The organism is Pedobacter faecalis, from assembly GCF_030182585.1.
Lineage (GTDB): Bacteria > Bacteroidota > Bacteroidia > Sphingobacteriales > Sphingobacteriaceae > Pedobacter > Pedobacter faecalis.
Genome location: NZ_JARXOW010000001.1, coordinates 179998 through 202496, shown reverse-complemented (window position 1 = coordinate 202496; position 22499 = coordinate 179998). Strand labels below are relative to the sequence as shown.

The window sequence follows — 22499 nt, the reverse complement described above, 5'->3', positions numbered from 1 at the left end:
TGCCGTTTAAACTTGTTTATGTAAAACTTCGTACATTTAAATTATACTAACCTATCATATTATGATAAAAAGCGCTACATCTTTGAAACGGTTGATTCTGATGGTTGTCATCGTTGTACTCTCCGCGTTCACCGTTAATGCACAATATTTCGGACAGAACAGGGTACGCTATAAAAACGAGAAATTCAAAGTCCTTCAAACACCGCATTTTGAGCTTTATTATTATCTGAAGAATGAGAAGATGGTGAAGAAATTTGCGGAAGATGCGGAGACATGGTATAAGATGCATCAGGAGGTTTTCAGAGATACTTTCTTTAAAAAGAATCCCATCATTCTGTATAACAACCACCCGGATTTTCAGCAGACAACGGCGCTTCAGGGAGAAGTTGGCGTTGGGACCGGCGGTGTTACCGAGGCCTTCAAGAACAGGGTTATTATGCCTGTGATGGAACTGAACAACCAGACCCGCCATGTTTTAGGGCATGAGCTGGTGCACGCTTTTCAGTATCATATATTGTTGGAAAAAGACTCTATGGGGCTGGAAAACATCAGTCAGATCCCGTTATGGATGATTGAAGGTATGGCCGAGTACCTGTCGGTAGGAAAAGTAGATGCCTTCACTTCCATGTGGATGCGTGATGCTTTGCTGAACAGGGATATCCCTTCTTTGAAAGATTTAACGAACTCCAATAAATACTTCCCATACCGGTATGGACAAGCATTCTGGACTTTCATTGGCTCCCGCTATGGGGATACTACAATAGTCCCCCTGTTTAAGGCCACTGCACGTTATGGGTACGAGAACGGGTTAAGGTACACTTTCGGTTATGACGACAACACGCTTTCAGGGCTTTGGAAAAACGCCATCGAAACACATTACCGTCCGATGTTGAAACCCGATAGCTCACAGATACAAATAACCGGAACGAAGATTATAGATAATAAGAACGCGGGGAATATGAACGTGGCCCCTGCCCTTAGTCCGGATGGTAAATACCTGGTATTCTTATCGGAGAAAGATCTTTTCGGCATAGATCTGTTTCTGGCCGACGCCAAGACCGGGCAGATCATTAGAAAACTGAGCAGCCAGGTGGCCAACTCACATATAGACGACTATAACTTTCTTGAGTCTGCCGGTGCCTGGTCGCCAGACAGCAAGCAATTCGCTTTTAGCATTTTCAGCAAGGGCAAAAATCAACTGATGATCATTAACATCAGCAATGGAAAGGTGGTACTCAGAACCGACATGAAGCAGGTGGAGCAGTTCGGCAACCTAACATGGTCGCCCAACGGCGAAGTAATCGCTTTTTCAGGAATGGTTGAAGGTCAAAGTGATATTTTCTCTTACAATATCAGAACAAAGGAAATCACCCAAATTACGAATGACACGTATTCTGATTACGCACCGAGCTATTCCCCTGACGGCACAATGCTGGTATTCTCGTCTGACAGAGCCTCAATGAGTCAGGGCGGCACAAATGCCGTTCATCCGATTAACCTGACGGTATACGATTTCGCCTCAAAGTCATTAAGCAACATTCCTGTTTTCCCTGGTGCCAATAATTTGAATGCGCAGTTTTCGGGCGACAGCAAGAGACTGTTCTTCCTGTCTAACCGTGATGGATTCAGAAATTTGTATGAGTATAACCTAGGCAACAAGTCCGTAAAACAGCTAACAGACTACTTCACCGGGATAAGCGGTATTACTGAATTCTCTCCTGCTATCTCAGTTTCCAGGAACGACGACATCGTATACAGCTATTATAGGTATCAACGGTATACCTTGTACAACTCCCCGCTCGCTAACTTCAGGGCTGTGGATGTTGATCCAAACGAAGTTAACTTCGATGCGGCGGTTTTACCTCCAATGGAGAATGCTGGGGTAGACATCGTAAACTCCAATCTTGGCAATTTCGAACGTTTTGAAAAGACTAGTGCCGACTCCATGCGGCTCGTTCCGTACAAACCGAAATTCCGCCTGGATTATCTTGCTAATAGCGGTGTTGGCGTTTCCGCCAGCCGGTTTGGAACTGGTGTGCAGGGTGGCATCGTAGGCATGTTCAGTGATATCCTTGGCAGAAATCAAATTGTGGCAAACGTATCCATAAACGGGGAAATCTACGACTTTGGAGGTATGGTGGGGTATATCAATCAGCAAAGCCGTATAAACTGGGGCGTTGCGGTATCTCACATCCCGTATATAACAGGTTTCAGGGAGGTTGTTCCGGACCAGATCAGCTACAACGGAAATACTGAAGAAGTGATTAACGACCGTACAAACCTGATCAGGACTTTTGAAGACCAGGTGCAGGTGTTTGGCGCCTACCCTTTTAATAAAGTCCACAGATTTGAAGCTGGCGGGGCTTTTTCCCATTATGGTTACCGGATAGACCGGATAAGCAACTATTATACCTACGATGGCTACTATATTGGTTCCGACCGAAATAAGGTAGCCACTGACCAGGCTACAAACGAGTATGGAATGCCTTTTAATGCTTTCTCTATTTTCCAAACCAACGCATCTTTTGTAGGCGACAATACAATCAATGGGATAACCGGGCCATTAGATGGATTCCGTTATCGCGTAGGCGCAGAGAAATACTTTGGCGATTACCAGTTTTCGGCAGTTACGCTTGATGCCAGAAGGTATCTCCGGGTTAAACCTGTCACCTTTGCTGCAAGAACTTACAATTATTTGAGAATTGGCAAAGACGGCGAAAACCTTTACCCCTTGTTCATTGGATATCCTTACTTCATCCGTGGATATGAGGCAAATTCCCTGTACCGCAACCAATCACAAAACGGAAGCTTCGACATTAATCAGTTGTCAGGGAGTAAAATGGCAGTATTCAATTTTGAACTCAGACTACCATTTACAGGGCCTAAAAAACTTGCCCAGATCCCATCAGGTTTGCTCTTTTCTGACCTCAATCTATTTTTTGATGCCGGTGTAGCCTGGAATGAGGGGCAAAAGGTCGTATTTAAAGGACAGCCCACTTATCAGACGGTACCTGTGCTTAATTCAGCAGGTCAGCCAGTAGTTGATGAAAACGGAAACCCAATTACAACAAGTTTCACCAATGAACGTGTTCCTGCACTTAGTGCAGGCATTTCCCTACGGGTTAACGTGTTTGGCTATTTTGTTCTGGAGCCATATTACGCGTTCCCTTTTCAGCGTAAGGACGTATCGGCAGGCGTATTTGGACTTACATTTGCCCCAGGGTGGTAAGCCGGATTAACTAGGAGAGGATGCCGAACTGAAGATTTACCTGAGTAGAAATCTTCTTCGCCATCATGATATGTTCGAAATCAAGGCCTATTGTAAGATCAATCCAGTCGGGATTACAAGATCTTACAATACGCTCCTTTTGAGCCCTTGTAAACCTACTCATCTGTTTGAATCTGCTCAGCGCCTGCGCCTCGGTTTTAAACTCCTCAAAATACACAAGTCTTGTCAGTTGATGTGCACTATCAAAAAACAGGCAAGGCATCTTCTTATAAAAATCAAGCGTTTTGATAAGGTCGGCACTAATTCCTACGTGTAAACTTGTACGGTTGCGGTCTGTAACGATATAAACAAATTTTCTCATGATGCTTGCTATTACTTGTTTAAACTAATTTAATTAGTATATTTATTGCAGAAATCAATTATTAATACTAACTTTATTGGTACAATAATACTAACAATTTTAGTACAAACAAATTTATTTTAACTTTTTTATTTATGGCAAATATCTCCTCTAACCTGAAGTACCTTAGAAAGAAAAAAGGTCTTACACAGCAGCAGTTCGCTGATATTATGGAAATTAAGCGATCGCTGATCGGAGCTTATGAGGAAGATCGGGCAGAACCTAAATATGACCTGCTAAAAAAGATAGCAGAATATTTTGAGTTGACGATAGATGAATTCATTAATGAAAACATCAATGATAACTGGAAGCCAAAACCAAAAAGTCAGGGATCTAACCTCAGGATATTAAGCATCTCGGTAGACAAAGATGAGAATGAGAACATCGAACTCGTTCCGGTTAAGGCCAGTGCAGGTTATTTAAATGGTCTGTCTGATCCGGAATACATTAAAGATCTTCCAAAATTTCATCTGCCATTACCTTTTCTCAGAAACGGCACCTTCAGGGCATTCGAGATTATGGGCGATTCCATGCTGCCTATTCAACCTGGAAGCATTATTCTTGCCGAGTACCTGGACAACTGGCATGATATAAAAGCTGGCGACACCTATATCGTTATCAGCAGAAATGAAGGTATAGTGTACAAAAGGGCCGGAAACAAATTCAGAGAGAACAAAGAACTGAAACTCGTCTCAGACAATAAAGCTTACGACCCCTATAACATATCGTCCGAAGACATTCTGGAAATATGGAAAGCAAAAGCATTTATTTCCTCTGCGCTTCCTGACCCGACGCCTGAACCAACCATCGAAACGCTGACCCACATGATGTCACAAATGCAAAAATCTATCTCTCAGCTTAATAAAAACTAGGGTTCATGACCAGAGCTGAGCAATTTATGCAAAGCAGACTAGAGCAGCGTACTTTAGCCGGTTCGCTAAGGAGGCTGGAGCAGCCGGGCGCTCTGATAGACTTTTCTTCTAATGACTACCTCGGTTTTGCACGGTCTGGCGCGCTGAGAGAGCGGGCTGAGGGCATATTAAATTCGCTCGGCAATTATAAACATGGCGCCACCGGATCGCGACTACTATCGGGCAACCACGCTTTTACAGAAGAAACAGAAGCTTACATTGCAGCATTCCATGGGGCAGAAAGCGGATTAATTTTCAATTCAGGCTATGATGCCAACGTCGGGCTTTTATCTTCCCTACCTCAGCGCGGTGACACCATTATTTCTGATGAACTCGTTCATGCCAGCATCAAAGACGGAGCACGCTTATCGCACGCAAACAGGTTTACGTTTAAACATAACGATGTCGACCAGTTGGAGTCCAGACTAAGGAAAGCGTCAGGAAACATCTACGTGGTCGTAGAAAGCGTTTATTCCATGGACGGCGATCTGGCACCTCTACTCACCATAAGTACGTTATGTGAACGCTATGACGCGGCATTGATTGTCGACGAAGCGCATGCCACGGGTCTTTTTGGAGATCATGGCCGAGGCTTGGTGTCACAGCTTAAACTGGAATCAAAAGTGTTTGCACGCATCATGACCTTCGGTAAAGCCCTTGGTTCTCATGGGGCCGCTGTGATCGGAAGCAATACTCTGAGGAACTACCTCATCAATTTTGCCAGAAGTTTCATTTATACCACGGCAGCTCCGGTACACGGAATTGCGATGGTCAGCGCCGGTTATCATTTGCTTAACGACACCAACTACACAGAAGCAATAGCCAACACAATCAAGCTATATACCGCCAGAATGCAGGCTGAGATGCCACATATAATAACGACGGAAAGTACTATTCAAACCCTGATCTGTCCGTCAAACGACAGCTGCAGGAATGCAGCAGCACAACTTCAAAGTCAGGGCTTCGACGTACGGGCTATCTTAAGCCCTACCGTTCCGGTTGGCTATGAACGACTAAGAATATGTCTTCATCTATACAATACCGACCCTGAGATTAGCGGCTTAGTCAATGCATTATCAAAACTTAACGTATGAAAAAATATTTTATCACCGGAATAGGTACAGGGATAGGAAAAACAATCATCAGTGCCATCTTAACAGAAAAGCTTAATGCCGATTACTGGAAACCTATTCAATCGGGCGATCTGGATGTTAGCGATAGTCTGCTTGTGGGGCAACTGATCAGCAATACAAAAACAACGATTCATCCAGAGAAATACCGGCTTGGACAACCTTTATCTCCCCACCTGTCTGCCCGGCTTGATGGGATCGAAATCGATAAAGATCTTATTCAGTTACCAGCGCAAGCAAACACACTTATAGTTGAGGGTGCCGGAGGGCTAATGGTGCCGTTGAACGATCGTGACCTGATCCTGGATCTTATCAAATCCTTAGGTGTTAAAGTTATCGTCGTCTCACAGAACTATTTGGGTAGCATCAATCATACACTACTCACCCTGGAGGTTCTGAAGCATTACCAAATTCCTGTAGAAGGCCTGATTTTTAATGGTAAGAGCAATTCAGAGACGGAAGAATATATTGAAAAATACAGTGGCGTGAAGATTCTTGGAAAAGTACCGGCTTTAAATGTCATCACTAAAGAAACAATTGCAGAAGCAGGCAAATACATTACAATATGAAAAGTCTGTAAAATAAAAAAGGGAGCTTTTGGCTCCCTTTTTTATTAAATGTATGTCTTACTTTACTGCATCAACTACAGCTTTGAAAGCCTCTGGATGATTCATTGCTAGATCAGCAAGTACCTTACGGTTCAAACCAATATTTTTAGCAGCTAATTTACCAATCAGTTGTGAGTACGATATACCGTGCTGACGGGCTCCGGCGTTAATGCGCTGGATCCACAATCCACGAAACTCTCTTTTCTTTACTTTACGGTCGCGGTATGCATACTGCAAACCTTTTTCGACTGTGTTCTTAGCAATGGTGAATACCTTGCTTCTTGATCCCCAATAGCCTTTGGCTAAATTAAGAACCTTTTTTCTTCTTCTTCTCGAAGCTACTGCGTTTACCGAACGTGGCATGTTGTTGTTGTTTTTGATAAACGGCGTTGCGTTTTACAGCAAACTTACTACCGGATACCTGGTTAAAAAATTAATTACTTACCGATTGCGAGCATACGCTTAACGTTGCCCATGTCAGCATCTGACACCATTGAAGTGTGCCCTAAGTTACGCTTACGTTTAGTCGACATCTTTGTCAAGATGTGGCTTTTGAATGCGTTCTTCCTTGCGATTTTACCTGTTCCAGTAAGCGAAAAACGCTTTTTGGCACTGGAATTGGTTTTCATTTTTGGCATAACCTGTGTTTATTTATTTAATTTATCTATTTTTTTGCAACTTTTGGAGCAAGCGTTAAAAACATACGCTTTCCTTCCAGTTTCGGAAGCAATTCAACCTTGCCATAGTCTTCAAGGGCCTGAGCAAACTTAAGCAAAAGAATTTCTCCCTGCTCCTTGTAAACAATAGCGCGCCCTTTGAAATGAACATAAGCGCGAACCTTTTCCCCATTCTCCAGGAAACTGATCGCGTGCTTAAGTTTAAACTGAAAATCATGATCGCTGGTATTAGGGCCAAATCTGATCTCCTTTATAACAGTTTGCTTGGCGTTGGCTTTAATTTCCTTCTGCTTTTTCTTCTGCTCATACACAAACTTACTGTAGTCCATTACACGGCATACAGGCGGGTTCGCATTAGGAGAAATCTCAACCAAGTCCAGTTCAAGTTCGTCAGCAATGGCCAAAGCTTTTGACAAAGGATAAATCCCCTGTTCAACATTATCGCCAGCCAATCTCACTTCAGGAGCTTTGATGAACTGATTAATATTATGTTCTGCTTCTTTTTTCTTAAAAGGAGGACGTGGTCCCCTATTAAATCCTGGTCTGCCTAATGCCAAATTTTTAGTTCCGTTAAACTGTTATTTCTTTTATTAATAATTCACTAAACGCTTGCAGGGTCATTTCCCCTAAATCTCCTTCACCATGCTTTCTCACAGAGACCTTTCCTTCGGCACTCTCCTTTTCGCCGATAATCAGCATGTAAGGAATCTTTTTGACCTCTGCATCCCTGATTTTCCTTCCAATCTTCTCGTCACGGAAGTCAATCAGCCCGCGAATATCGTAATTATTTAATTCATCTGAAACTTTTTTTGCATAATCTTCATACTTCTCAGAGATCGGAAGAATGATGAATTGTTCGGGCGATAACCACAGCGGGAAATTCCCCGCACAGTGCTCGATCAGCACGGCAATAAAACGTTCCAATGAACCAAACGGCGCCCTGTGTATCATCACCGGACGATGTTTCTGGTTATCGCTTCCGGTATACTCCAGTTCAAAGCGTTCCGGCAAGTTATAATCGACCTGGATAGTACCCAGCTGCCACTTACGGCCCAAGGCATCTTTTACCATGAAGTCTAGTTTCGGACCGTAAAATGCCGCTTCGCCATACTCAACAACAGTTGGAAGGTCTTTTTCCTGCGCCGCTTCAATGATTGCAGTTTCAGCAAGTTTCCAGTTCTCGTCGCTACCAATATATTTGGCACGGTTATCCGGATCCCGGAGAGAAACCTGGGCAATATAGTTATCGAAGCCGAGCGACTTAAACACATAAAGAACCAGATCAATCACTTTCTTGAACTCCTCCTTCACCTGGTCAGGCCGGCAAAAAAGATGCGCATCGTCCTGTGTAAAGCCACGCACCCTCGTAAGCCCGTGCAGTTCCCCGCTTTGTTCATAACGGTACACAGTCCCAAATTCTGCGAAACGGAGGGGCAGATCTTTATATGATCTTGGCCTGGTCTTATATATCTCGCAATGGTGCGGACAATTCATTGGCTTCAGGAAAAACTCTTCGCCCTCCTGAGGGGTCTTTATAGGCTGGAACGCATCTTTGCCATATTTTTCGTAGTGGCCGGAAGTAATATAAAGATTCTTATGCCCGATATGCGGCGTCACCACCTGCTCGTAGCCCGACTTAACCTGCGCCTTGGTCAGAAACTGAACCAGACGCTCCCGCAGTGCTGCACCCTTAGGCAGCCACAAAGGCAAACCCATACCCACCTTTTCTGAGAAAGCAAACAATTCCAGCTCTTTACCCAGTTTCCTGTGGTCTCTCTTCTTCGCTTCTTCAATCATATGAAGATACTCAGTCAGCTCGCTGGCTTTAGGGAAAGTCACTCCATATATTCTGGTAAGCTGTTTTCTGGTTTCATCACCGCGCCAATAGGCCCCGGCAACGTTCATCAGTTTAATAGCTTTGATAAATCCGGTATTTGGGATATGCGGACCGCGGCACAAATCCGTAAATGCGCCTTGTGTGTAGAACGTAATTTTACCATCCTCCAGTCCATCCAAAAGATCCAGCTTATATTCATCGCCTTTCTCATCAAAGTAAGCTATCGCCTCTTCCTTAGAAACCGCCTTGCGTTCAAATACTGATTTCTGTTTCGCTAACTCAAGCATCTTGGCCTCAATAGCCTTGAAATCGTCGGAAGAAAACTCCCTGTCGCCAAAATCCACATCATAATAAAAGCCAGTCTCAATAGCCGGTCCGATACCAAACTTGGTACCCGGATATAAGGCCTCAAGTGCCTCGGCCATTAAGTGCGCAGAAGAGTGCCAGAACGTTGCTTTACCTGCTTCATCATTCCAGGTAAGCAGTTTTACTGTAGCATCTGTGTCAATCCCTCTGGAAGAATCCCAGACGTCTCCGTTAACTTCAGCTGCTAAGACATTTCTGGCAAGGCCCTCAGAAATTGAGAGCGCTATTTCATGGGCAGTTACACCCTTTTCATACTGACGGACAGAGCCGTCAGGCAACGTGATATTAATCATCTACAACTATGATTTTAAATTAAATAAATTGTGTTTTCTGATCGCTTACGATGCGATCTGCTTAAAGGCAAAGCTAGCTAATATTCTGTACTTTCAAGCCACCCGTTTGCTAAAACATCCGCCAGATGCATCGTTTTCAGCGGAATGTTATTTTTGTCGATATAGCCCTGCAGATGCATCAGGCAGGAATGGTCGGTTGAAATAATATACTCGGCGTCCTGCTCAAGCGCGTGGTTAACTTTCTGCTCAGCCATTGCAGAAGATATGGCGTCAAATTTTACAGCAAAAGTACCCCCGAAACCGCAGCACATATCTGTGTCCTTCATTTCCACAAGTTCCAAACCGTGCACCTTGGAAAGAAGCAGGCGCGGCTCATCCTTGATTTTACACTCTCTTAAGGCGCTACATGAGTCGTGATACACTGCCCTACCCTCCAATTCTGCCCCGAAGTAGTCGCGTTTCAGTACGTTCACCAAAAAGTCAGACAACTCAAAAATGTTTGCCTGGATGCTCCGGCATTTGTTATGCACGATAGAATTGGTAAACAAATCGTTGTACCCGCCCTTAACCATACCCACACACGACGCGGAAGGTGCAACAATATAATTGTTGTCTGAAAAATCTGTCAGAAACTTATTGCCGACCACCTTTGCCTGCTCCCAATATCCGGCATTATAAGCCGGCTGCCCGCAACATGTCTGATCAGCATTGTAACTGACCTCACAGCCAGCTTTCTCCAATAACTTAATGGTATTAAATGCAGTCTCGGGCGACAACTGATCTACAAAACATGGGACAAATAATTCGACTTTCATGGACAAATAACGGTTAATGCAAATCGGCAGCTGCGTATGGATTCCGGCTGCTCTTCCTGAGCAGCAGCAAAAATACTAAACCAACGATGAAAAAGGACGCAAGCGCAATAATAGAGTTCTTCATGCTTCCGGTAGCTTCCTCAATCAGCGCAAAGCTGAAGAGTCCGATCACGATGGCCAGTTTTTCCGTAACATCGTAAAAACTAAAAAAAGAAGCTGTATCCGGAGTGTTTGCAGGCAGGTATTTGGAATAGGTAGAACGGGACAAGGACTGGATACCCCCCATAATGAGGCCTACAATGACTGCCAGCCCATAAAATTGAAACTCATTGTTGATAAAGTACGCACATATACAAGTGGCTATCCATACCAGTACGACCGCAATAAGGACATTTACATTACCCCATTTTACAGCCGCACGAGACATAAGCATTGCGCCGGCAATAGCCACCAGTTGTATAATAAGGATCACTGCAATCAATTTCGACGTGCCGAGATGCAAGGTTTTTTCACCAAATCCGGCTGCTGCCAGCATAATGGTTTGCACGCCCATCGAATAAAAGAAAAAAGCTACCAGATACCGCTTCAGGAAAGCCATATTTTTCAGTTGCGTCCAAACCTTAGACAACTCTTCAAAACCGCTCTTTACCCGGCTTCTCACCATAGCCTCACGGTTTCTGCCCGAGCCCGGCAAGCGGCGAAAAGGAATCTGTGCAAAAACGATCCACCAGATACCTACCAGCAGAAAAGAAAGTCGCGGAGGGAAGGACGGATCAGTAATACCAAAGATTTCAGGCTTCAGTACAAAAACAAAGCATATAATTTGTAATAGAACAGATCCGACATAGCCATAGGCATAGCCTTGCGCGCTCACACGATCCTGCTGGTCGGGCGTTGCAATCTCGGGCAGATAAGAATTATTGAACAGTATACCTCCAATATACCCCATCGCTGCTATGACAAAGCAAATAATGCCCAGTTCCAGCGTTTCTAGTTTGAAGAAATAGAGACCCATACAAGCTGCAGCGCCCATATAGGTGAAGAATTTCATGAATGTTTTTTTATTGCCCCGGTAATCGGCTACTGAAGAAAGTACCGGCAGCAGGATTACCATAACAAGGTAAGCGAAAGACAAAGCGTAATTGGATAAAGCCGTGTTGGTAAAGGTGCGACCAAAAAAAGTGACTTGGTCGCCAAAAGCCTCGGTAGTAGTAATGATCGTATAATACGCTGGGAAAATCGTAGAAGTAATCACCAGGTTATAGGCCGAGTTAGCCCAATCAAAGAAAGCCCATGAACGGATGACGCTTTTATCGTTTTTCTGCATAGTTCAAGTCAGGCGCTAAAGGTAATAATTTTTGCCATCTGTTTTAATCCTTCCCGCATCAAGCAATTCACGCACACGCTCCAGTTGCTCCTGCTCCGTTCCTGCCTGTAGTTCGGCCATAAGTTCGTCCAGACTGGCATTTCCAAGCTGCAGGCGGGTAATGATCGCGTAATCTATATTGTCCGCAAGCTGTGCGGTGTCATCTGCCTTCTTTTCGGCCAGACAAACATCGCAAACCCCACATTTTGCCGCCTCCTGTTCACCGAAATAAGCGAGCAGCTGAATGGTCCTGCATTTCCAGGTCTGCACATAGCCAAGCACCGAAGAAATCTGGTCCTGATAGATCTTTTTACGGAGCTCAATATATTTAGCATCTATGTCCAGATGCGTAAAGTCGACTCTTGGCCTTACAAACTGCAGCTGTGGCTGATCGCTTTGCGGCAAATAAGAGATCAGGCCAAACTGCTGAAGCTGTGTGAGCTGCCTCACCACATCATCATAAGAATTCGCCGTCCGGTTGCCCAGGTCCGACTCGCTGATCTTCACAAACTGTTCGAAAGCCCCGCCGTACGAGCGCAGTATCGCTTTAATGAGACGATCATATCCGGCATTTTCAATCTGAAAACGGTATACATCTTCGTGACTGGCCAGAAACATCAGTCTCGAAGGAAGAAAAATATGTTCAGAGAGCGTCAGGTAACCTTCCCGCTCCAGGAATTTCAGCGCCGCCATCGCTTTGATCACACTGATATTAAATCGCTTACAAAAATCGGCCAGGTCAAAACTGAAAGCTACGCCCTCCCCTGCACCAAAAGCCAGCTGAAAGTAATTGGCCAAATCATGATATACCTTTCTCGTCTCGTCTACCGACGGGAAACTGTGTTCGTAGCGCGATTGCAGCGTCATTTCGTCCGACTGGTTTGCCAGCAGCACAGCATATGAGCGGTTGCCATCCCGGCCTGCGCGACCAGCCTCCTGATAGTAGGCCTCCAGGCTCTCGGGAAGATCTAAATGCACGACAAATCTCACATCAGGCTTATCTATACCCATACCAAAAGCATTTGTAGCCACCATAACCCTTGTGCGCCCCCGCGTCCAGTTTTCCTGTTTATTGAAACGCTCGACTTTTTCAACGCCTGCGTGATAGAAATCAGCCGACACACCGTTCCGCTTTAAAAAAAGTGCCACTTCAGTCGTCTCGCGCCTGTTTCGTACGTAAACAAGTCCGCTTCCCTTAATATTTCCAACTATCCGCAGAAGCTTCTTGTATTTGTCCTGGTCCTGCTGAACCACATAACTCAGGTTCTTTCTCGCAAAACTCTGCACGAAAATCCGGGCCTGCTTCATTTGCAGCTTTTCCAGAATATCTTCCCGAACCCGATCGGTAGCAGTAGCCGTCAGCGCAATAAGCGGAACTTCCGGGTGCAGTTCGCGTATGGCGCCCACCAGCAGATAAGGCGGTCTGAAATCATAGCCCCATTGCGACACACAATGCGCCTCGTCTACCGCAATCAAGTTAACATTCATGTAGGAGATGCGCGTACGCACCAGGTCAGACATCAGGCGTTCTGGCGATAAAAACAAAAACTTCACCGGGCCGTATATGCAGTTGTCCAGCAAAATGTCAATTTCCCGCTTTCCCATACCCGCATAGATCGCAACGGCTTCAATTCCCTTTCGCTTCAGGTTCTCCACCTGATCTTTCATCAGCGCCACAAGTGGCGAAACAACGATGCAGATGCCCTCCATAACCATAGCAGGTACCTGGAAACAGACCGACTTGCCACCACCCGTAGGCAAGAGTGCTAAAACGTCACTACCTGCTAAAACCGAGGCAACGATCTCGTCCTGCAAAGGCCTGAAATGATCAAATCCCCAGTATTGCTTTAAAACCTCCAGTTCGTTCATTCGTTCCGCTCAAAATTTGCACCCACTATATACGGTCAAAACTATAAAAATGAACCAATATTAGTAAATTGCACCCATATAACCCGAAGCGTATGAGAAAAATACTTTTACTCCTGTCAACATTGTTTTCATTCATACATCCGGTCGCTTTTTCGCAAGACAAATGGGATATTGAAAAATATCAGGGTGCAACTAAAACCTTTACCATTTTAACCGACGAGGGCACCTGGATGAACCTCGACGTGAGCTCCGATGGCAAGGATATCGTTTTTGACCTTCTTGGCGACATCTATATCATGCCCATTGTCGGCGGCGGCGCCACGCTCCTCAGCGGCGGCATAGCCTGGGATGTGCAGCCGCGCTTCAGCCCAAATGGCAAATTCATCTCGTATACAAGCGATAAAAGCGGTGCAGACAATATCTGGATCATGAACCGCGACGGATCAGGTAAACGGCAGGTCACCAAAGAAACCTTCCGATTGCTTAATAACGCCACCTGGACACCAAACAGCGAATACCTCATTGCCAGAAAACACTTTACAGGCAGCCGTTCGCTCGGCGCAGGCGAAATGTGGATGTACAGCATCTATGGTGGCGAGGGTGTACAGCTTACCAAAAGGAAGAACGACCAGCAGGACGCCGGTGAGCCCAATGTATCGCCCGATGGCCGCTACCTGTATTTCAGTGAAGACGTCTCCCCCGGTCCTAATTTTGAGTACAGCAAAGACCCTAACGGGATGATCTATGCCATACGGCAGCTCGACATGACCACCGGCAAACTGAGTAACCTGATTGCCGTTCAGGGCGGTGCGGCACGTCCGCAGATCTCGCCTGATGGCAAGATGATGGCTTATGTACGGAGGGTGCGACTAAAATCAGTACTGTTCGTCCAGAACATGCAAACCGGCGAAGAATGGCCTTTAACAGATGATTTATCGCACGACCAGCAGGAAACCTGGGCTATTTTCGGCGTCTACCCCAATTTTGCATGGACGCCCGACAGCAAAAACATCGTTTTTTATGGTAAAGGGAAAATTAAAAAAATGGAGGTAGCTTCATTGGTTATTAGCGATATACCCTTTCAGGTATCCAGCAAGCAAACCGTTCAGGATGCCCTGCATTTTCCTCAAAAAGCATTCGTGCCCGAGTTTACCGCCAAGATGATCAGGCAACTCACCACCTCTCCCGACGGCAAGTTTGTGGTGTTTAACGCCGCCGGGTTCCTTTACAAAAAGGACCTGCCCGAAGGTAAAGCGGTGAGGGTTACTGAGGGACTGGACTTTGAGTTTGAACCACAGATAAGTCCCGACGGCAAGTCTGTGATATTTGCTACCTGGAGCGATGAGTTTAAAGGTGCTATAAAAAAGGCCGACCTTAAAACAGGTAAAATTGTGTCGCTCACCGATGAAAAAGGCTTTTACTATTCGCCGAGGTTCTCTAGCAAGGGCGACCGCATCGTATTCCGAAAGGGAATTGGGAACGATGTACTAGGTTATGCCTTTGGCCGCAACACCGGCATCTTTGTGATGCCAGCCGGCGGAGGTGCAAAAACACTGATCTCCGAATCAGGCATCCGTCCGCAGTTCAACAAAGACGATACCCGGATCTATTTTCAGGGCAGCGAAGGCGGTAAGAAGGCATTTAAAAGCGTAGACCTGAACGGCGGCAACGAACGCACGCATTACACCTCTACTTACGCCACACAATTCTGTCCGAGCCCGGACGGCAAATGGATGGCTTTTACCGAACTGTTTAATGTATATATAACGCCGATGGTCACCACCGGAAGCGCACTTGATCTATCGGCCGGCAACAAGTCAGTGCCCCTGACCCGGGTATCTAAAGACGCAGGAACCTATGTACACTGGAGCAACGATGCCAGCAAATTGTACTGGACACTCGGCGAGCAGTATTTCAGCACCGAAATTAAGAACCATTTTGACCAGGGCAGTGGCGCCAAACCAGTGGCGGCCGACTCGCTCGGCATCACCATGGACCTTAAGCTGAAAAGCGATATGCCCACTGGCCTTACAGCACTTAAGGGTGCACGGATCATCACCGTAAAGGGCAATCAGGTCATTGAAGAAGGCACCATCGTGATTGAAAACAATAAGATCATCGCTGTAGGTAAAGCGTCCGAGGTCGCCATTCCCGAGGCTGCAAGGGTGATTGACGTGACAGGCAAAACCATTATGCCCGGAATTGTCGATGTACACGCACACCTGCGCACGAGTCCGGACGGGATCAGTCCTCAAAACGATTGGTCGTACCTGGCCAATCTTGCCTTTGGGGTAACTACAGCGCACGACCCGTCGAGCAACACAGAAATGGTATTCAGTCAGGCTGAAATGATCAAGGCTGGCCGACTTGTGGGGCCGCGTCTTTACTCCACCGGTTCTATCCTGTATGGTGCCGATGGCGACTTTAAAGTGGTAATCAACAGTCTGGACGACGCGCTTTCCCATCTGCGCAGGTTAAAATCTGTGGGTGCATTCTCTGTAAAGTCTTACAACCAGCCCCGCCGCGATCAGCGCCAGCAAATCCTGGAGGCTGCGCGCAGATTGAAAATGATGGTTGTGCCCGAAGGTGGTTCTACGTTTTTTCATAACATGAACATGGTGGCCGACGGCCATACGGGGATAGAGCATAGTATCCCGGTAGCTCCTGTATATAAAGATGTGGTATCTTTCTGGAACAATACCACGGTGGCCTACACTCCAACCCTTATTGTAAGCTATGGCGCCCAGTGGGGCGAAAATTACTGGTACGACCGCACCAATGTCTGGGAGAACGAGCGGCTGATGGCATTTACACCGAGGCCGATCATTGATTCGCGCGCCCGCAGGCGTACCACTTCAGAGTATGGCGATTACGGACATATTGAGGTTTCCAAAGCTGTAAAACAGATTGCCGACGGTGGAAATACCAAGGTAAACCTGGGCGCTCACGGACAAATACAAGGGCTTGGCGCCCACTGGGAACTTTGGATGCTTGTTCAGGGAGGAATGAGTCCGTTGCGCGCCATTGAGTGCGCCACCTTAAACGGCGCGGCTTACTTAGGAATGAAGATGGAAATCGGCTCGCTCGAGCCCGGAAAACTCGCCGACCTGATCGTTATGGATGCAAACCCGCTGGATGACATCCGCAATTCAGAAAAGATTAAATATGTCATGATCAACGGCCGTTTATACGACAGCCTTTCAATGAACGAGGTTGGTGGCCGTGAAAAACTACGCGGAAAGCTTTGGTTTGAGACCGGAAAGGGGATGATCTACAGTTTCCCTACAGGTATTGCAGAAACCTGGACCTACGGCGTACCTCAATGCGAGTAGCCACTTCGTAGCTAGTGAGTCCGCCATGAGTCCGCCATGAGTCCGCCATGAGTCCGCCTTTTTCCTGAAAAAAGGCGGACTCATGGCTAACTTACACTGGCTGCAAAGCGGTCTCACTACAGGCGATGTATGAACTAATTAGATTCGGCTATTTCCTTGATCAGGTTCAAGGCCTTGTCCCAGCTACCGCTATGATTGTCCAGATAGTCAGCGGACAGAGGTCCGGCCTCCACGCTTAGCGTAGTTTGCCCTTCCTGTTCTAATAAGGTGAAATGTTCTTTGTAATCCCCTGTAGGAGCGTCTGCCGGACTTTCAGGATCATCAAAGTAATTCACTTTCAACACTCGGGGCGCGTAATTGACTTCGACTATACCCTTTGTACCTACGGTGCCATCGGCCGCCTTCCAGATTACAACCGACCCTTCTGTCCAGTCGGACTCCACGGATATGCCTTCCAGAAAAGCCTGCGCCCACTTCGATACATGTTCCGTAGTGGTTAGTACCTGCCAAACTTTATCGTCGGATGCGTTAATGACCACCGACTTATTGATGTTGCCTTCTTTGTTTTCCATTTTTATATGATATTCTTATTTCATGAAACCAATATAAAAACAAATCTGGAGCTCAGATGTTCTGCGCAATAACAAAGCCGCTTGCCCAGGCCCACTGGAAATTGTAGCCGCCGAGCCAGCCTGTAATGTCTACGCATTCGCCGCCGAAGTACAGACCGGGTATAGACTTACACTCAAGGGTTTTAGACGAGAGTTCACTGGTATCTATTCCGCCACGCATCACTTCAGCCTTGTCATAACCCTTGTCGCCCGCCGGCTTCACCGCAAAATGATGTATGGTGTTACTAACCAGTTCAATTTCAGCAGCGGTGAGCGTGGCCACTTGCTTGTCGACCGGCAGGAAGGCAGAAAGCGCCTCTGTGAGCTTTTTGGTATAGAAGCGACTTAACAGGGTGGATAATAACTGCCGCCCGTTGGTGTTTCTGGCTTCGGTAATGAGTTCGGATATCTGCCGATCGGGCAAAAGATCGATCTGGATGGTTTCGCCTTTACGCCAGTAGGACGATATCTGCAGAATGGCCGGACCGCTAAGCCCCCAGTGTGTAAACAGGATCTGCTCTTCAAAACTGATGCGGCTATTGCTTACCCGGCAGTAGACAGAATTTCCCGACAAACGCGCATACCAGTCGTGGTCCTTGCCGGTAATAGTGAGCGGCACCAGAGCGGGCGCGGTAGGCACGATCTTTAATCCATGCTGCCGGGCAAAGCGAAGCGCAAAGTCGGTTGCCCCCATTTTAGGAATGGGCAGTCCGCCGGTAGCAATAACCACTTTTGGGGCCCGCAACTTAAACGGCTCGCCGTTGCGTTCGCCTGCTACCTCATAAATTTGGTCGTCCCGCAGTATGCCGGTCACATTTGCACCACATCGTATCTCCTGCCCGAAGTCATCACAAATGGATGTGAACACCGCAACCACGTCTTTCGCGGTTTTGCCATCCGGAAATAACTGACCAAGGGTCTTTTCCTTTCCTGAGATACCATAGGTCTCGAAAAAACTGATGGTATCGTCTACCGTCCACTGCGAGAAAGCTGACTTCAGAAAGTGAGGATTATCGGAGATAAATTGTTCGGGGCTGGAGCCAAGATTGGTATAGTTACACCTCCCGCCCCCGGATATGAGAATCTTAGCTCCGGGCTTTTCATTCTTTTCGAGAAGTATAACCTTTTTGCCCAGATACCCTGCCTGAACGGCACACATGAGTCCGCATGCCCCGGCCCCTATTATAATAGCGTCGGCATCCACATTGTTCTTCATGACGCTTTATTATTACCCCTCAATTCGTTATTATTATTATTTTTGTGCAAAATAAGCATTACTTTCTCACATTAATATGGCAAAGCAAATAAGTGATTTGAAATTAGGGATACTTGGCGGCGGGCAGTTGGGCCGGATGCTGATACAGGAAGCCATTAATTACAATCTCACTACCATGGTGCTGGATCCGGATCATGATGCTCCGTGCAAGCACCTGGCGCATCAGTTTGAATGCGGTTCCATCACCGATTTCGATACGGTGTATAATTTCGGCAGGAAAGCAGATATTGTGACCATTGAAATTGAAAAGGTTAATATTGAAGCTTTAGAGCAACTGGAGAAGGAAGGCAAAATGGTTTTTCCGCAGCCTCGGGTGATACGTCTTATCCAGGACAAGGGTGTACAAAAGCAGTTTTTTAAAGAAAATAATATTCCTACTGCTCCCTTTCAGCTTGTAAATAGCAAGGAAGATATGCATAACAGCCATTTCGCTTTTCCTTATATCCTGAAACAACGGAAAGACGGGTATGACGGAAAGGGTGTGATGAGAATTAACAATATCGCGGATATTAGCGGAGCATTTGATGCCCCCTGTTTAATTGAACAGCTCGTTGACTTTGAGAAGGAGATTGCGGTTATAGTAGCAAGAAATCCGAATGGCGACATGACCACGTTCCCTATGGTTGAAATGGAATTCAATGCTGAAGCCAACCTGGTAGAGTTCCTGATTTCGCCATCTACCTACCCTGATGCTATACAGCAAAGGGCAGGCGATATTGCCAAGCAGATTGCCTCCAGTCTTAACATCAGCGGCATCCTTGCCGTGGAGATGTTTATTACAAGAAACGGAGATATTCTGGTCAATGAACTGGCTCCAAGACCGCATAACAGCGGGCATCATACCATTGAAGGGAACTATGTTTCGCAGTTTGAGCAGCATCTGCGCGCCATCTTCAACCTTCCTCTGGGCGACACGCGCTCCATTTCGAACGCCGTAATGATTAACCTGCTGGGTGAAAAAGGGCACGACGGTGTGGCTGTGTACAAAGGTCTGGAAAAGATTATGGCCGTTGAGGGTGTATATGTTCACCTTTACGGCAAGAAATACACCAAACCCTTCAGAAAGATGGGGCACGTTACTGTGGTAGATCAAAACCGGGAAACTGCTGTAGAGAAAGCGAATTATATTAAAAACACACTTAAAGTAGTATCCTGATGAGCGTAAAAGTGGGAATTATTATGGGCAGCAAGTCCGATCTGCCGGTTATGAAAGATGCAGCGGATATTTGTAAGGAATTTGGTGTTGAGTTTGAAATTACGGTGGTTTCGGCACACCGCACACCCGAGCGGATGTTTGAGTACGCTAAAAACGCAGCAGGCCGTGGCTTAAAGGTCATTATCGCCGGCGCCGGGGGTGCAGCACACCTGCCGGGGATGGTTGCTTCTATAACGGTATTGCCGGTTATCGGGGTACCGGTCAAGTCGTCGAACTCTATTGATGGCTGGGATTCTATTTTATCCATTTTGCAGATGCCTAACGGTATTCCGGTAGCTACGGTTGCGTTGAACGCAGCAAAAAATGCTGGTTTGCTCGCGATGCAGATTCTGGGTGTGGCTGATCAGGAACTGGCTGACAAAATGCAGACCTATAAGGATGACTTGCGCAAAAAAATCGAAGAGACCGCGCTTTAATTGAGGTTTGGATTCGTCGGGAAATTACTGACGTGTGCGTATTTAGGTCCGAGGTTAATGATAACCTCACGCCATAAGTCGTCTTCGTCTGAGGAGAATACAGTGTCCGGGTAATACTGGTCGGACACGATCCAGGTGTTTTCTTCGATCTCATCCTGCAACTGTTGCTCTCCCCAGCCCGAGTAACCAATGAAAAACTTCACTTCGTCTTCGGTGATGGCATTTGTTTCTATCAAAATCTTTAGGGTTTCGAAGTTGCCTCCCCAATATACGCCCTTACCTATTTCTTCGCCATCGTTTATCTTATCATAACAACGGTGCAAAAAATGTATGGTATCTGTGGCGACCGGTCCGCCAATGTAAACGGGAAACTTTGCCTCGGGCATCTCGGGGAGAAGGTCGCTCAGCAAAAGTGCACTCGGATGGTTGAGGACAAAGCCTAAAGCACCTTCTTCCTGATACTCGGCAAGCAATACGACCGACCGTTTGAAATTTGGATCCAGTAGAAATGGTTCCGATATAAGTAGTTTTCCTGCTGAGGGTGCGATGCGGCTTAACATTATGATTTAGATATAATTCTACAAAACTAAAACTTTACTTTTGTACATGGAGCTTACTAAAGAAAACATACAAAACTTACGCCAAGATTACCGCTCGGCACAATTTTCGGAACAGGATGCCGCAACTGATCCGATCGATCAATTTAAAAAATGGTTCCAGGAAGCCGTTCAGGCGCAGCTATACGAACCTAATGTAATGACGCTGGCTACAGCCGATCGTTTTGGTCGCCCCTCTGCCAGGATAGTCTTGTTAAAGGGTTTTAACGAAGAAGGCTTTGTGTTTTTCACCAATTATGAAAGTAAAAAGGGGCAGGAGCTGTTGGAGAATCCGCAGGCTGCGCTGGTGTTCTTTTGGGCAGAACTGGAGCGACAGGTGCGAATTGAAGGTGTGGTGACCAGAGTGTCCGGCGAGTTGTCGGACGAATACTTCCACTCGCGCCCTGCAGGGAGTCAGATCGGTGCCCTCGCTTCTCCGCAAAGCAAGGTTATTTCTGGTCGCACAGAACTGGAGCAGCGGGTTACGGAACTTGGCGAGCAGTACAGAGACACGGTGATCCCGCGGCCGGAACACTGGGGGGGATACCTTATTGAGCCTACCCGAATAGAGTTTTGGCAGGGCCGGCCAAGCAGGCTGCACGACAGAATTGTGTATGAGCTTACCAACGGTTCGTGGATTATGAATAGATTAGCACCATGAAAAACATCGCTGTTATTGGATCGGGAACTATGGGCAACGGCATCGCGCATACTTTTGCACAATTTGGTTTCAAGGTAAATTTGATTGATATTTCTGGGGATGCTTTGCAGAAAGCGCTTGCTACCATCGGCAACAATCTGGACAGACAGGTTGCCAAGGGGCTAATTACCGCGGATGACAAAATAGGGACGCTTGCCAACATATCTACATTAAGTGATTTGACTAAGGGTGTGGCAGAAGTTGACCTGGTAGTAGAAGCGGCAACCGAAAATATCGACCTGAAGCTGGAGCTTTTCAAGCAACTGGACAAAGCTGCGCGGCCTGAGGCTATATTGGCGACGAACACTTCGTCTATATCGATCACTAAGATTGCTTCAGTGACGCAGCGTGCCCATCAGGTGATTGGCATGCATTTCATGAACCCGGTACCGGTGATGAAACTGGTGGAAGTGATCAGGGGCTATGCTACGAGCGACAGTGTAACGCAAACCGTAATGGAGCTTGCGCAGCGCCTGGAAAAGGTACCTGTAGAGGTGAACGACTATCCGGGTTTTGTGGCCAACAGGATCCTGATGCCTATGATCAATGAGGCTATATATACGTTGTATGAGGGCGTGGCTGGTGTATCGGAAATAGATACGGTCATGAAACTGGGTATGGCCCATCCTATGGGTCCTTTGCAACTGGCTGATTTCATCGGACTGGACGTTTGCCTGGCTATTCTGCAGGTGCTTTATGATGGTTTTGGCAATCAGAAGTATGCGCCTTGCCCACTTTTGGTGAACATGGTAACTGCGGGCAAAAAAGGTGTGAAATCCGGTGAAGGGTTTTACAACTATGCCGAGGGTATAAAATCTGCAAGGGTATCGAAGAAGTTTCAAAGGTGATTT

General features: G+C 46.5%; 20 protein-coding genes. 9 read left to right on the top strand and 11 right to left on the bottom strand.

The annotated features are described in order from the left end of the window. The first annotated feature begins 61 nt into the window (after nucleotides 1–61). Nucleotides 62–3229: a peptidase MA family metallohydrolase gene (locus tag QEP07_RS00900; protein ID WP_285008095.1), complete on the top strand. Its 3168-nt coding sequence runs from the start codon at nucleotides 62–64 to the stop codon at nucleotides 3227–3229. A gap of 10 nt (nucleotides 3230–3239) precedes the next feature. On the opposite strand, the gene QEP07_RS00895 is transcribed toward QEP07_RS00900, so the two are convergent. Further along, complete coding sequence (locus QEP07_RS00895; protein WP_285008094.1) at nucleotides 3240–3590, bottom strand: GIY-YIG nuclease family protein; 351 nt, start codon at nucleotides 3588–3590, stop codon at nucleotides 3240–3242. A gap of 134 nt (nucleotides 3591–3724) precedes the next feature. Between QEP07_RS00895 and QEP07_RS00890 the strand changes: the two genes are divergently transcribed. From QEP07_RS00890 to bioD, 3 genes are read left to right on the top strand one after another with little or no spacing between them, the layout of a single operon-like run. Then, entirely contained in the window at nucleotides 3725–4501 is a 777-nt protein-coding gene (locus QEP07_RS00890; protein ID WP_285008093.1) for an XRE family transcriptional regulator, read from the top strand. 5 nt (nucleotides 4502–4506) lie between these two features. After that, nucleotides 4507–5634, top strand: a complete 1128-nt coding sequence (locus QEP07_RS00885; protein WP_285008092.1) for an aminotransferase class I/II-fold pyridoxal phosphate-dependent enzyme — start codon at nucleotides 4507–4509, stop codon at nucleotides 5632–5634. Beyond that, on the top strand, nucleotides 5631–6239 hold the full coding sequence (gene bioD, locus QEP07_RS00880; protein ID WP_285008091.1) for a dethiobiotin synthase: 609 nt from the start codon (nucleotides 5631–5633) through the stop codon (nucleotides 6237–6239). Before QEP07_RS00885 ends, bioD begins: the two co-directional genes overlap by 4 nt. Before the next feature lie 57 nt (nucleotides 6240–6296). On the opposite strand, the gene rplT is transcribed toward bioD, so the two are convergent. The 7 genes from rplT to QEP07_RS00845 all read right to left on the bottom strand — a co-directional run bounded on the left by rplT (nucleotide 6297) and on the right by QEP07_RS00845 (nucleotide 13501). Beyond that, complete coding sequence (gene rplT / locus QEP07_RS00875; protein WP_256006573.1) at nucleotides 6297–6641, bottom strand: 50S ribosomal protein L20; 345 nt, start codon at nucleotides 6639–6641, stop codon at nucleotides 6297–6299. Between the two features lie 74 nt (nucleotides 6642–6715). Next, complete coding sequence (rpmI, locus tag QEP07_RS00870; RefSeq protein WP_256006575.1) at nucleotides 6716–6916, bottom strand: 50S ribosomal protein L35; 201 nt, start codon at nucleotides 6914–6916, stop codon at nucleotides 6716–6718. Nucleotides 6917–6942: 26 nt separating this feature from the next. Then, a complete protein-coding gene (infC, locus tag QEP07_RS00865) occupies nucleotides 6943–7512 on the bottom strand; it encodes a translation initiation factor IF-3 (RefSeq protein ID WP_256006578.1) in 570 nt (189 codons plus the stop codon). A 13-nt stretch (nucleotides 7513–7525) separates the two neighbouring features. Further along, nucleotides 7526–9451 carry a threonine--tRNA ligase gene (gene thrS, locus QEP07_RS00860; protein ID WP_285008090.1) on the bottom strand — a complete coding sequence of 642 codons (1926 nt, stop codon included), beginning with the start codon at nucleotides 9449–9451 and terminating at the stop codon, nucleotides 7526–7528. 77 nt (nucleotides 9452–9528) lie between these two features. Further along, nucleotides 9529–10266 carry a (Fe-S)-binding protein gene (locus QEP07_RS00855; RefSeq protein WP_256006583.1) on the bottom strand — a complete coding sequence of 246 codons (738 nt, stop codon included), beginning with the start codon at nucleotides 10264–10266 and terminating at the stop codon, nucleotides 9529–9531. 13 nt (nucleotides 10267–10279) lie between these two features. Further along, on the bottom strand, nucleotides 10280–11593 hold the full coding sequence (locus tag QEP07_RS00850) for an MFS transporter (RefSeq protein WP_285008089.1): 1314 nt from the start codon (nucleotides 11591–11593) through the stop codon (nucleotides 10280–10282). Between the two features lie 15 nt (nucleotides 11594–11608). Continuing rightward, a complete protein-coding gene (locus tag QEP07_RS00845) occupies nucleotides 11609–13501 on the bottom strand; it encodes a RecQ family ATP-dependent DNA helicase (RefSeq protein WP_285008088.1) in 1893 nt (630 codons plus the stop codon). Nucleotides 13502–13593: 92 nt separating this feature from the next. On the opposite strand from QEP07_RS00845, the gene QEP07_RS00840 reads away from it, so the two are divergent. Then, on the top strand, nucleotides 13594–16833 hold the full coding sequence (locus QEP07_RS00840; RefSeq protein ID WP_285008087.1) for an amidohydrolase family protein: 3240 nt from the start codon (nucleotides 13594–13596) through the stop codon (nucleotides 16831–16833). Between the two features lie 134 nt (nucleotides 16834–16967). On the opposite strand, the gene QEP07_RS00835 is transcribed toward QEP07_RS00840, so the two are convergent. Continuing rightward, on the bottom strand, nucleotides 16968–17405 hold the full coding sequence (locus tag QEP07_RS00835; protein ID WP_256006592.1) for an SRPBCC family protein: 438 nt from the start codon (nucleotides 17403–17405) through the stop codon (nucleotides 16968–16970). A gap of 52 nt (nucleotides 17406–17457) precedes the next feature. After that, nucleotides 17458–18660, bottom strand: coding sequence for a BaiN/RdsA family NAD(P)/FAD-dependent oxidoreductase (locus tag QEP07_RS00830; protein WP_285008086.1), 1203 nt, complete (start codon nucleotides 18658–18660; stop codon nucleotides 17458–17460). Nucleotides 18661–18736: 76 nt separating this feature from the next. Between QEP07_RS00830 and QEP07_RS00825 the strand changes: the two genes are divergently transcribed. Further along, on the top strand, nucleotides 18737–19876 hold the full coding sequence (locus tag QEP07_RS00825; RefSeq protein WP_285008085.1) for a 5-(carboxyamino)imidazole ribonucleotide synthase: 1140 nt from the start codon (nucleotides 18737–18739) through the stop codon (nucleotides 19874–19876). Beyond that, a complete protein-coding gene (gene purE / locus QEP07_RS00820; protein WP_285008084.1) occupies nucleotides 19876–20352 on the top strand; it encodes a 5-(carboxyamino)imidazole ribonucleotide mutase in 477 nt (158 codons plus the stop codon). The genes QEP07_RS00825 and purE overlap by 1 nt, the downstream gene beginning before the upstream one ends. Here the strand turns inward: purE and QEP07_RS00815 are convergent. After that, on the bottom strand, nucleotides 20349–20912 hold the full coding sequence (locus QEP07_RS00815; protein WP_256006603.1) for a YqgE/AlgH family protein: 564 nt from the start codon (nucleotides 20910–20912) through the stop codon (nucleotides 20349–20351). The genes purE and QEP07_RS00815 overlap by 4 nt on opposite strands. 46 nt (nucleotides 20913–20958) lie before the next feature. On the opposite strand from QEP07_RS00815, the gene pdxH reads away from it, so the two are divergent. Next, on the top strand, nucleotides 20959–21609 hold the full coding sequence (gene pdxH / locus QEP07_RS00810; RefSeq protein WP_285008083.1) for a pyridoxamine 5'-phosphate oxidase: 651 nt from the start codon (nucleotides 20959–20961) through the stop codon (nucleotides 21607–21609). After that, nucleotides 21606–22496, top strand: coding sequence for a 3-hydroxybutyryl-CoA dehydrogenase (locus tag QEP07_RS00805; protein ID WP_285008082.1), 891 nt, complete (start codon nucleotides 21606–21608; stop codon nucleotides 22494–22496). The genes pdxH and QEP07_RS00805 overlap by 4 nt, the downstream gene beginning before the upstream one ends. Nucleotides 22497–22499: the final 3 nt, after the last annotated feature.

Coding starts and splice junctions, on each gene's coding strand:
- QEP07_RS00900 (WP_285008095.1), top strand. CDS start 62: ATGATAAAAAGCGCTACATCTTTGAAACGGTTGATTCTGATGGTTGTC.
- QEP07_RS00895 (WP_285008094.1), bottom strand. CDS start 3,590: ATGAGAAAATTTGTTTATATCGTTACAGACCGCAACCGTACAAGTTTA.
- QEP07_RS00890 (WP_285008093.1), top strand. CDS start 3,725: ATGGCAAATATCTCCTCTAACCTGAAGTACCTTAGAAAGAAAAAAGGT.
- QEP07_RS00885 (WP_285008092.1), top strand. CDS start 4,507: ATGACCAGAGCTGAGCAATTTATGCAAAGCAGACTAGAGCAGCGTACT.
- bioD (WP_285008091.1), top strand. CDS start 5,631: ATGAAAAAATATTTTATCACCGGAATAGGTACAGGGATAGGAAAAACA.
- rplT (WP_256006573.1), bottom strand. CDS start 6,641: ATGCCACGTTCGGTAAACGCAGTAGCTTCGAGAAGAAGAAGAAAAAAG.
- rpmI (WP_256006575.1), bottom strand. CDS start 6,916: ATGCCAAAAATGAAAACCAATTCCAGTGCCAAAAAGCGTTTTTCGCTT.
- thrS (WP_285008090.1), bottom strand. CDS start 9,451: ATGATTAATATCACGTTGCCTGACGGCTCTGTCCGTCAGTATGAAAAG.
- QEP07_RS00855 (WP_256006583.1), bottom strand. CDS start 10,266: ATGAAAGTCGAATTATTTGTCCCATGTTTTGTAGATCAGTTGTCGCCC.
- QEP07_RS00850 (WP_285008089.1), bottom strand. CDS start 11,593: ATGCAGAAAAACGATAAAAGCGTCATCCGTTCATGGGCTTTCTTTGAT.
- QEP07_RS00845 (WP_285008088.1), bottom strand. CDS start 13,501: ATGAACGAACTGGAGGTTTTAAAGCAATACTGGGGATTTGATCATTTC.
- QEP07_RS00840 (WP_285008087.1), top strand. CDS start 13,594: ATGAGAAAAATACTTTTACTCCTGTCAACATTGTTTTCATTCATACAT.
- QEP07_RS00835 (WP_256006592.1), bottom strand. CDS start 17,405: ATGGAAAACAAAGAAGGCAACATCAATAAGTCGGTGGTCATTAACGCA.
- QEP07_RS00830 (WP_285008086.1), bottom strand. CDS start 18,660: ATGAAGAACAATGTGGATGCCGACGCTATTATAATAGGGGCCGGGGCA.
- QEP07_RS00825 (WP_285008085.1), top strand. CDS start 18,737: ATGGCAAAGCAAATAAGTGATTTGAAATTAGGGATACTTGGCGGCGGG.
- purE (WP_285008084.1), top strand. CDS start 19,876: ATGAGCGTAAAAGTGGGAATTATTATGGGCAGCAAGTCCGATCTGCCG.
- QEP07_RS00815 (WP_256006603.1), bottom strand. CDS start 20,912: ATGTTAAGCCGCATCGCACCCTCAGCAGGAAAACTACTTATATCGGAA.
- pdxH (WP_285008083.1), top strand. CDS start 20,959: ATGGAGCTTACTAAAGAAAACATACAAAACTTACGCCAAGATTACCGC.
- QEP07_RS00805 (WP_285008082.1), top strand. CDS start 21,606: ATGAAAAACATCGCTGTTATTGGATCGGGAACTATGGGCAACGGCATC.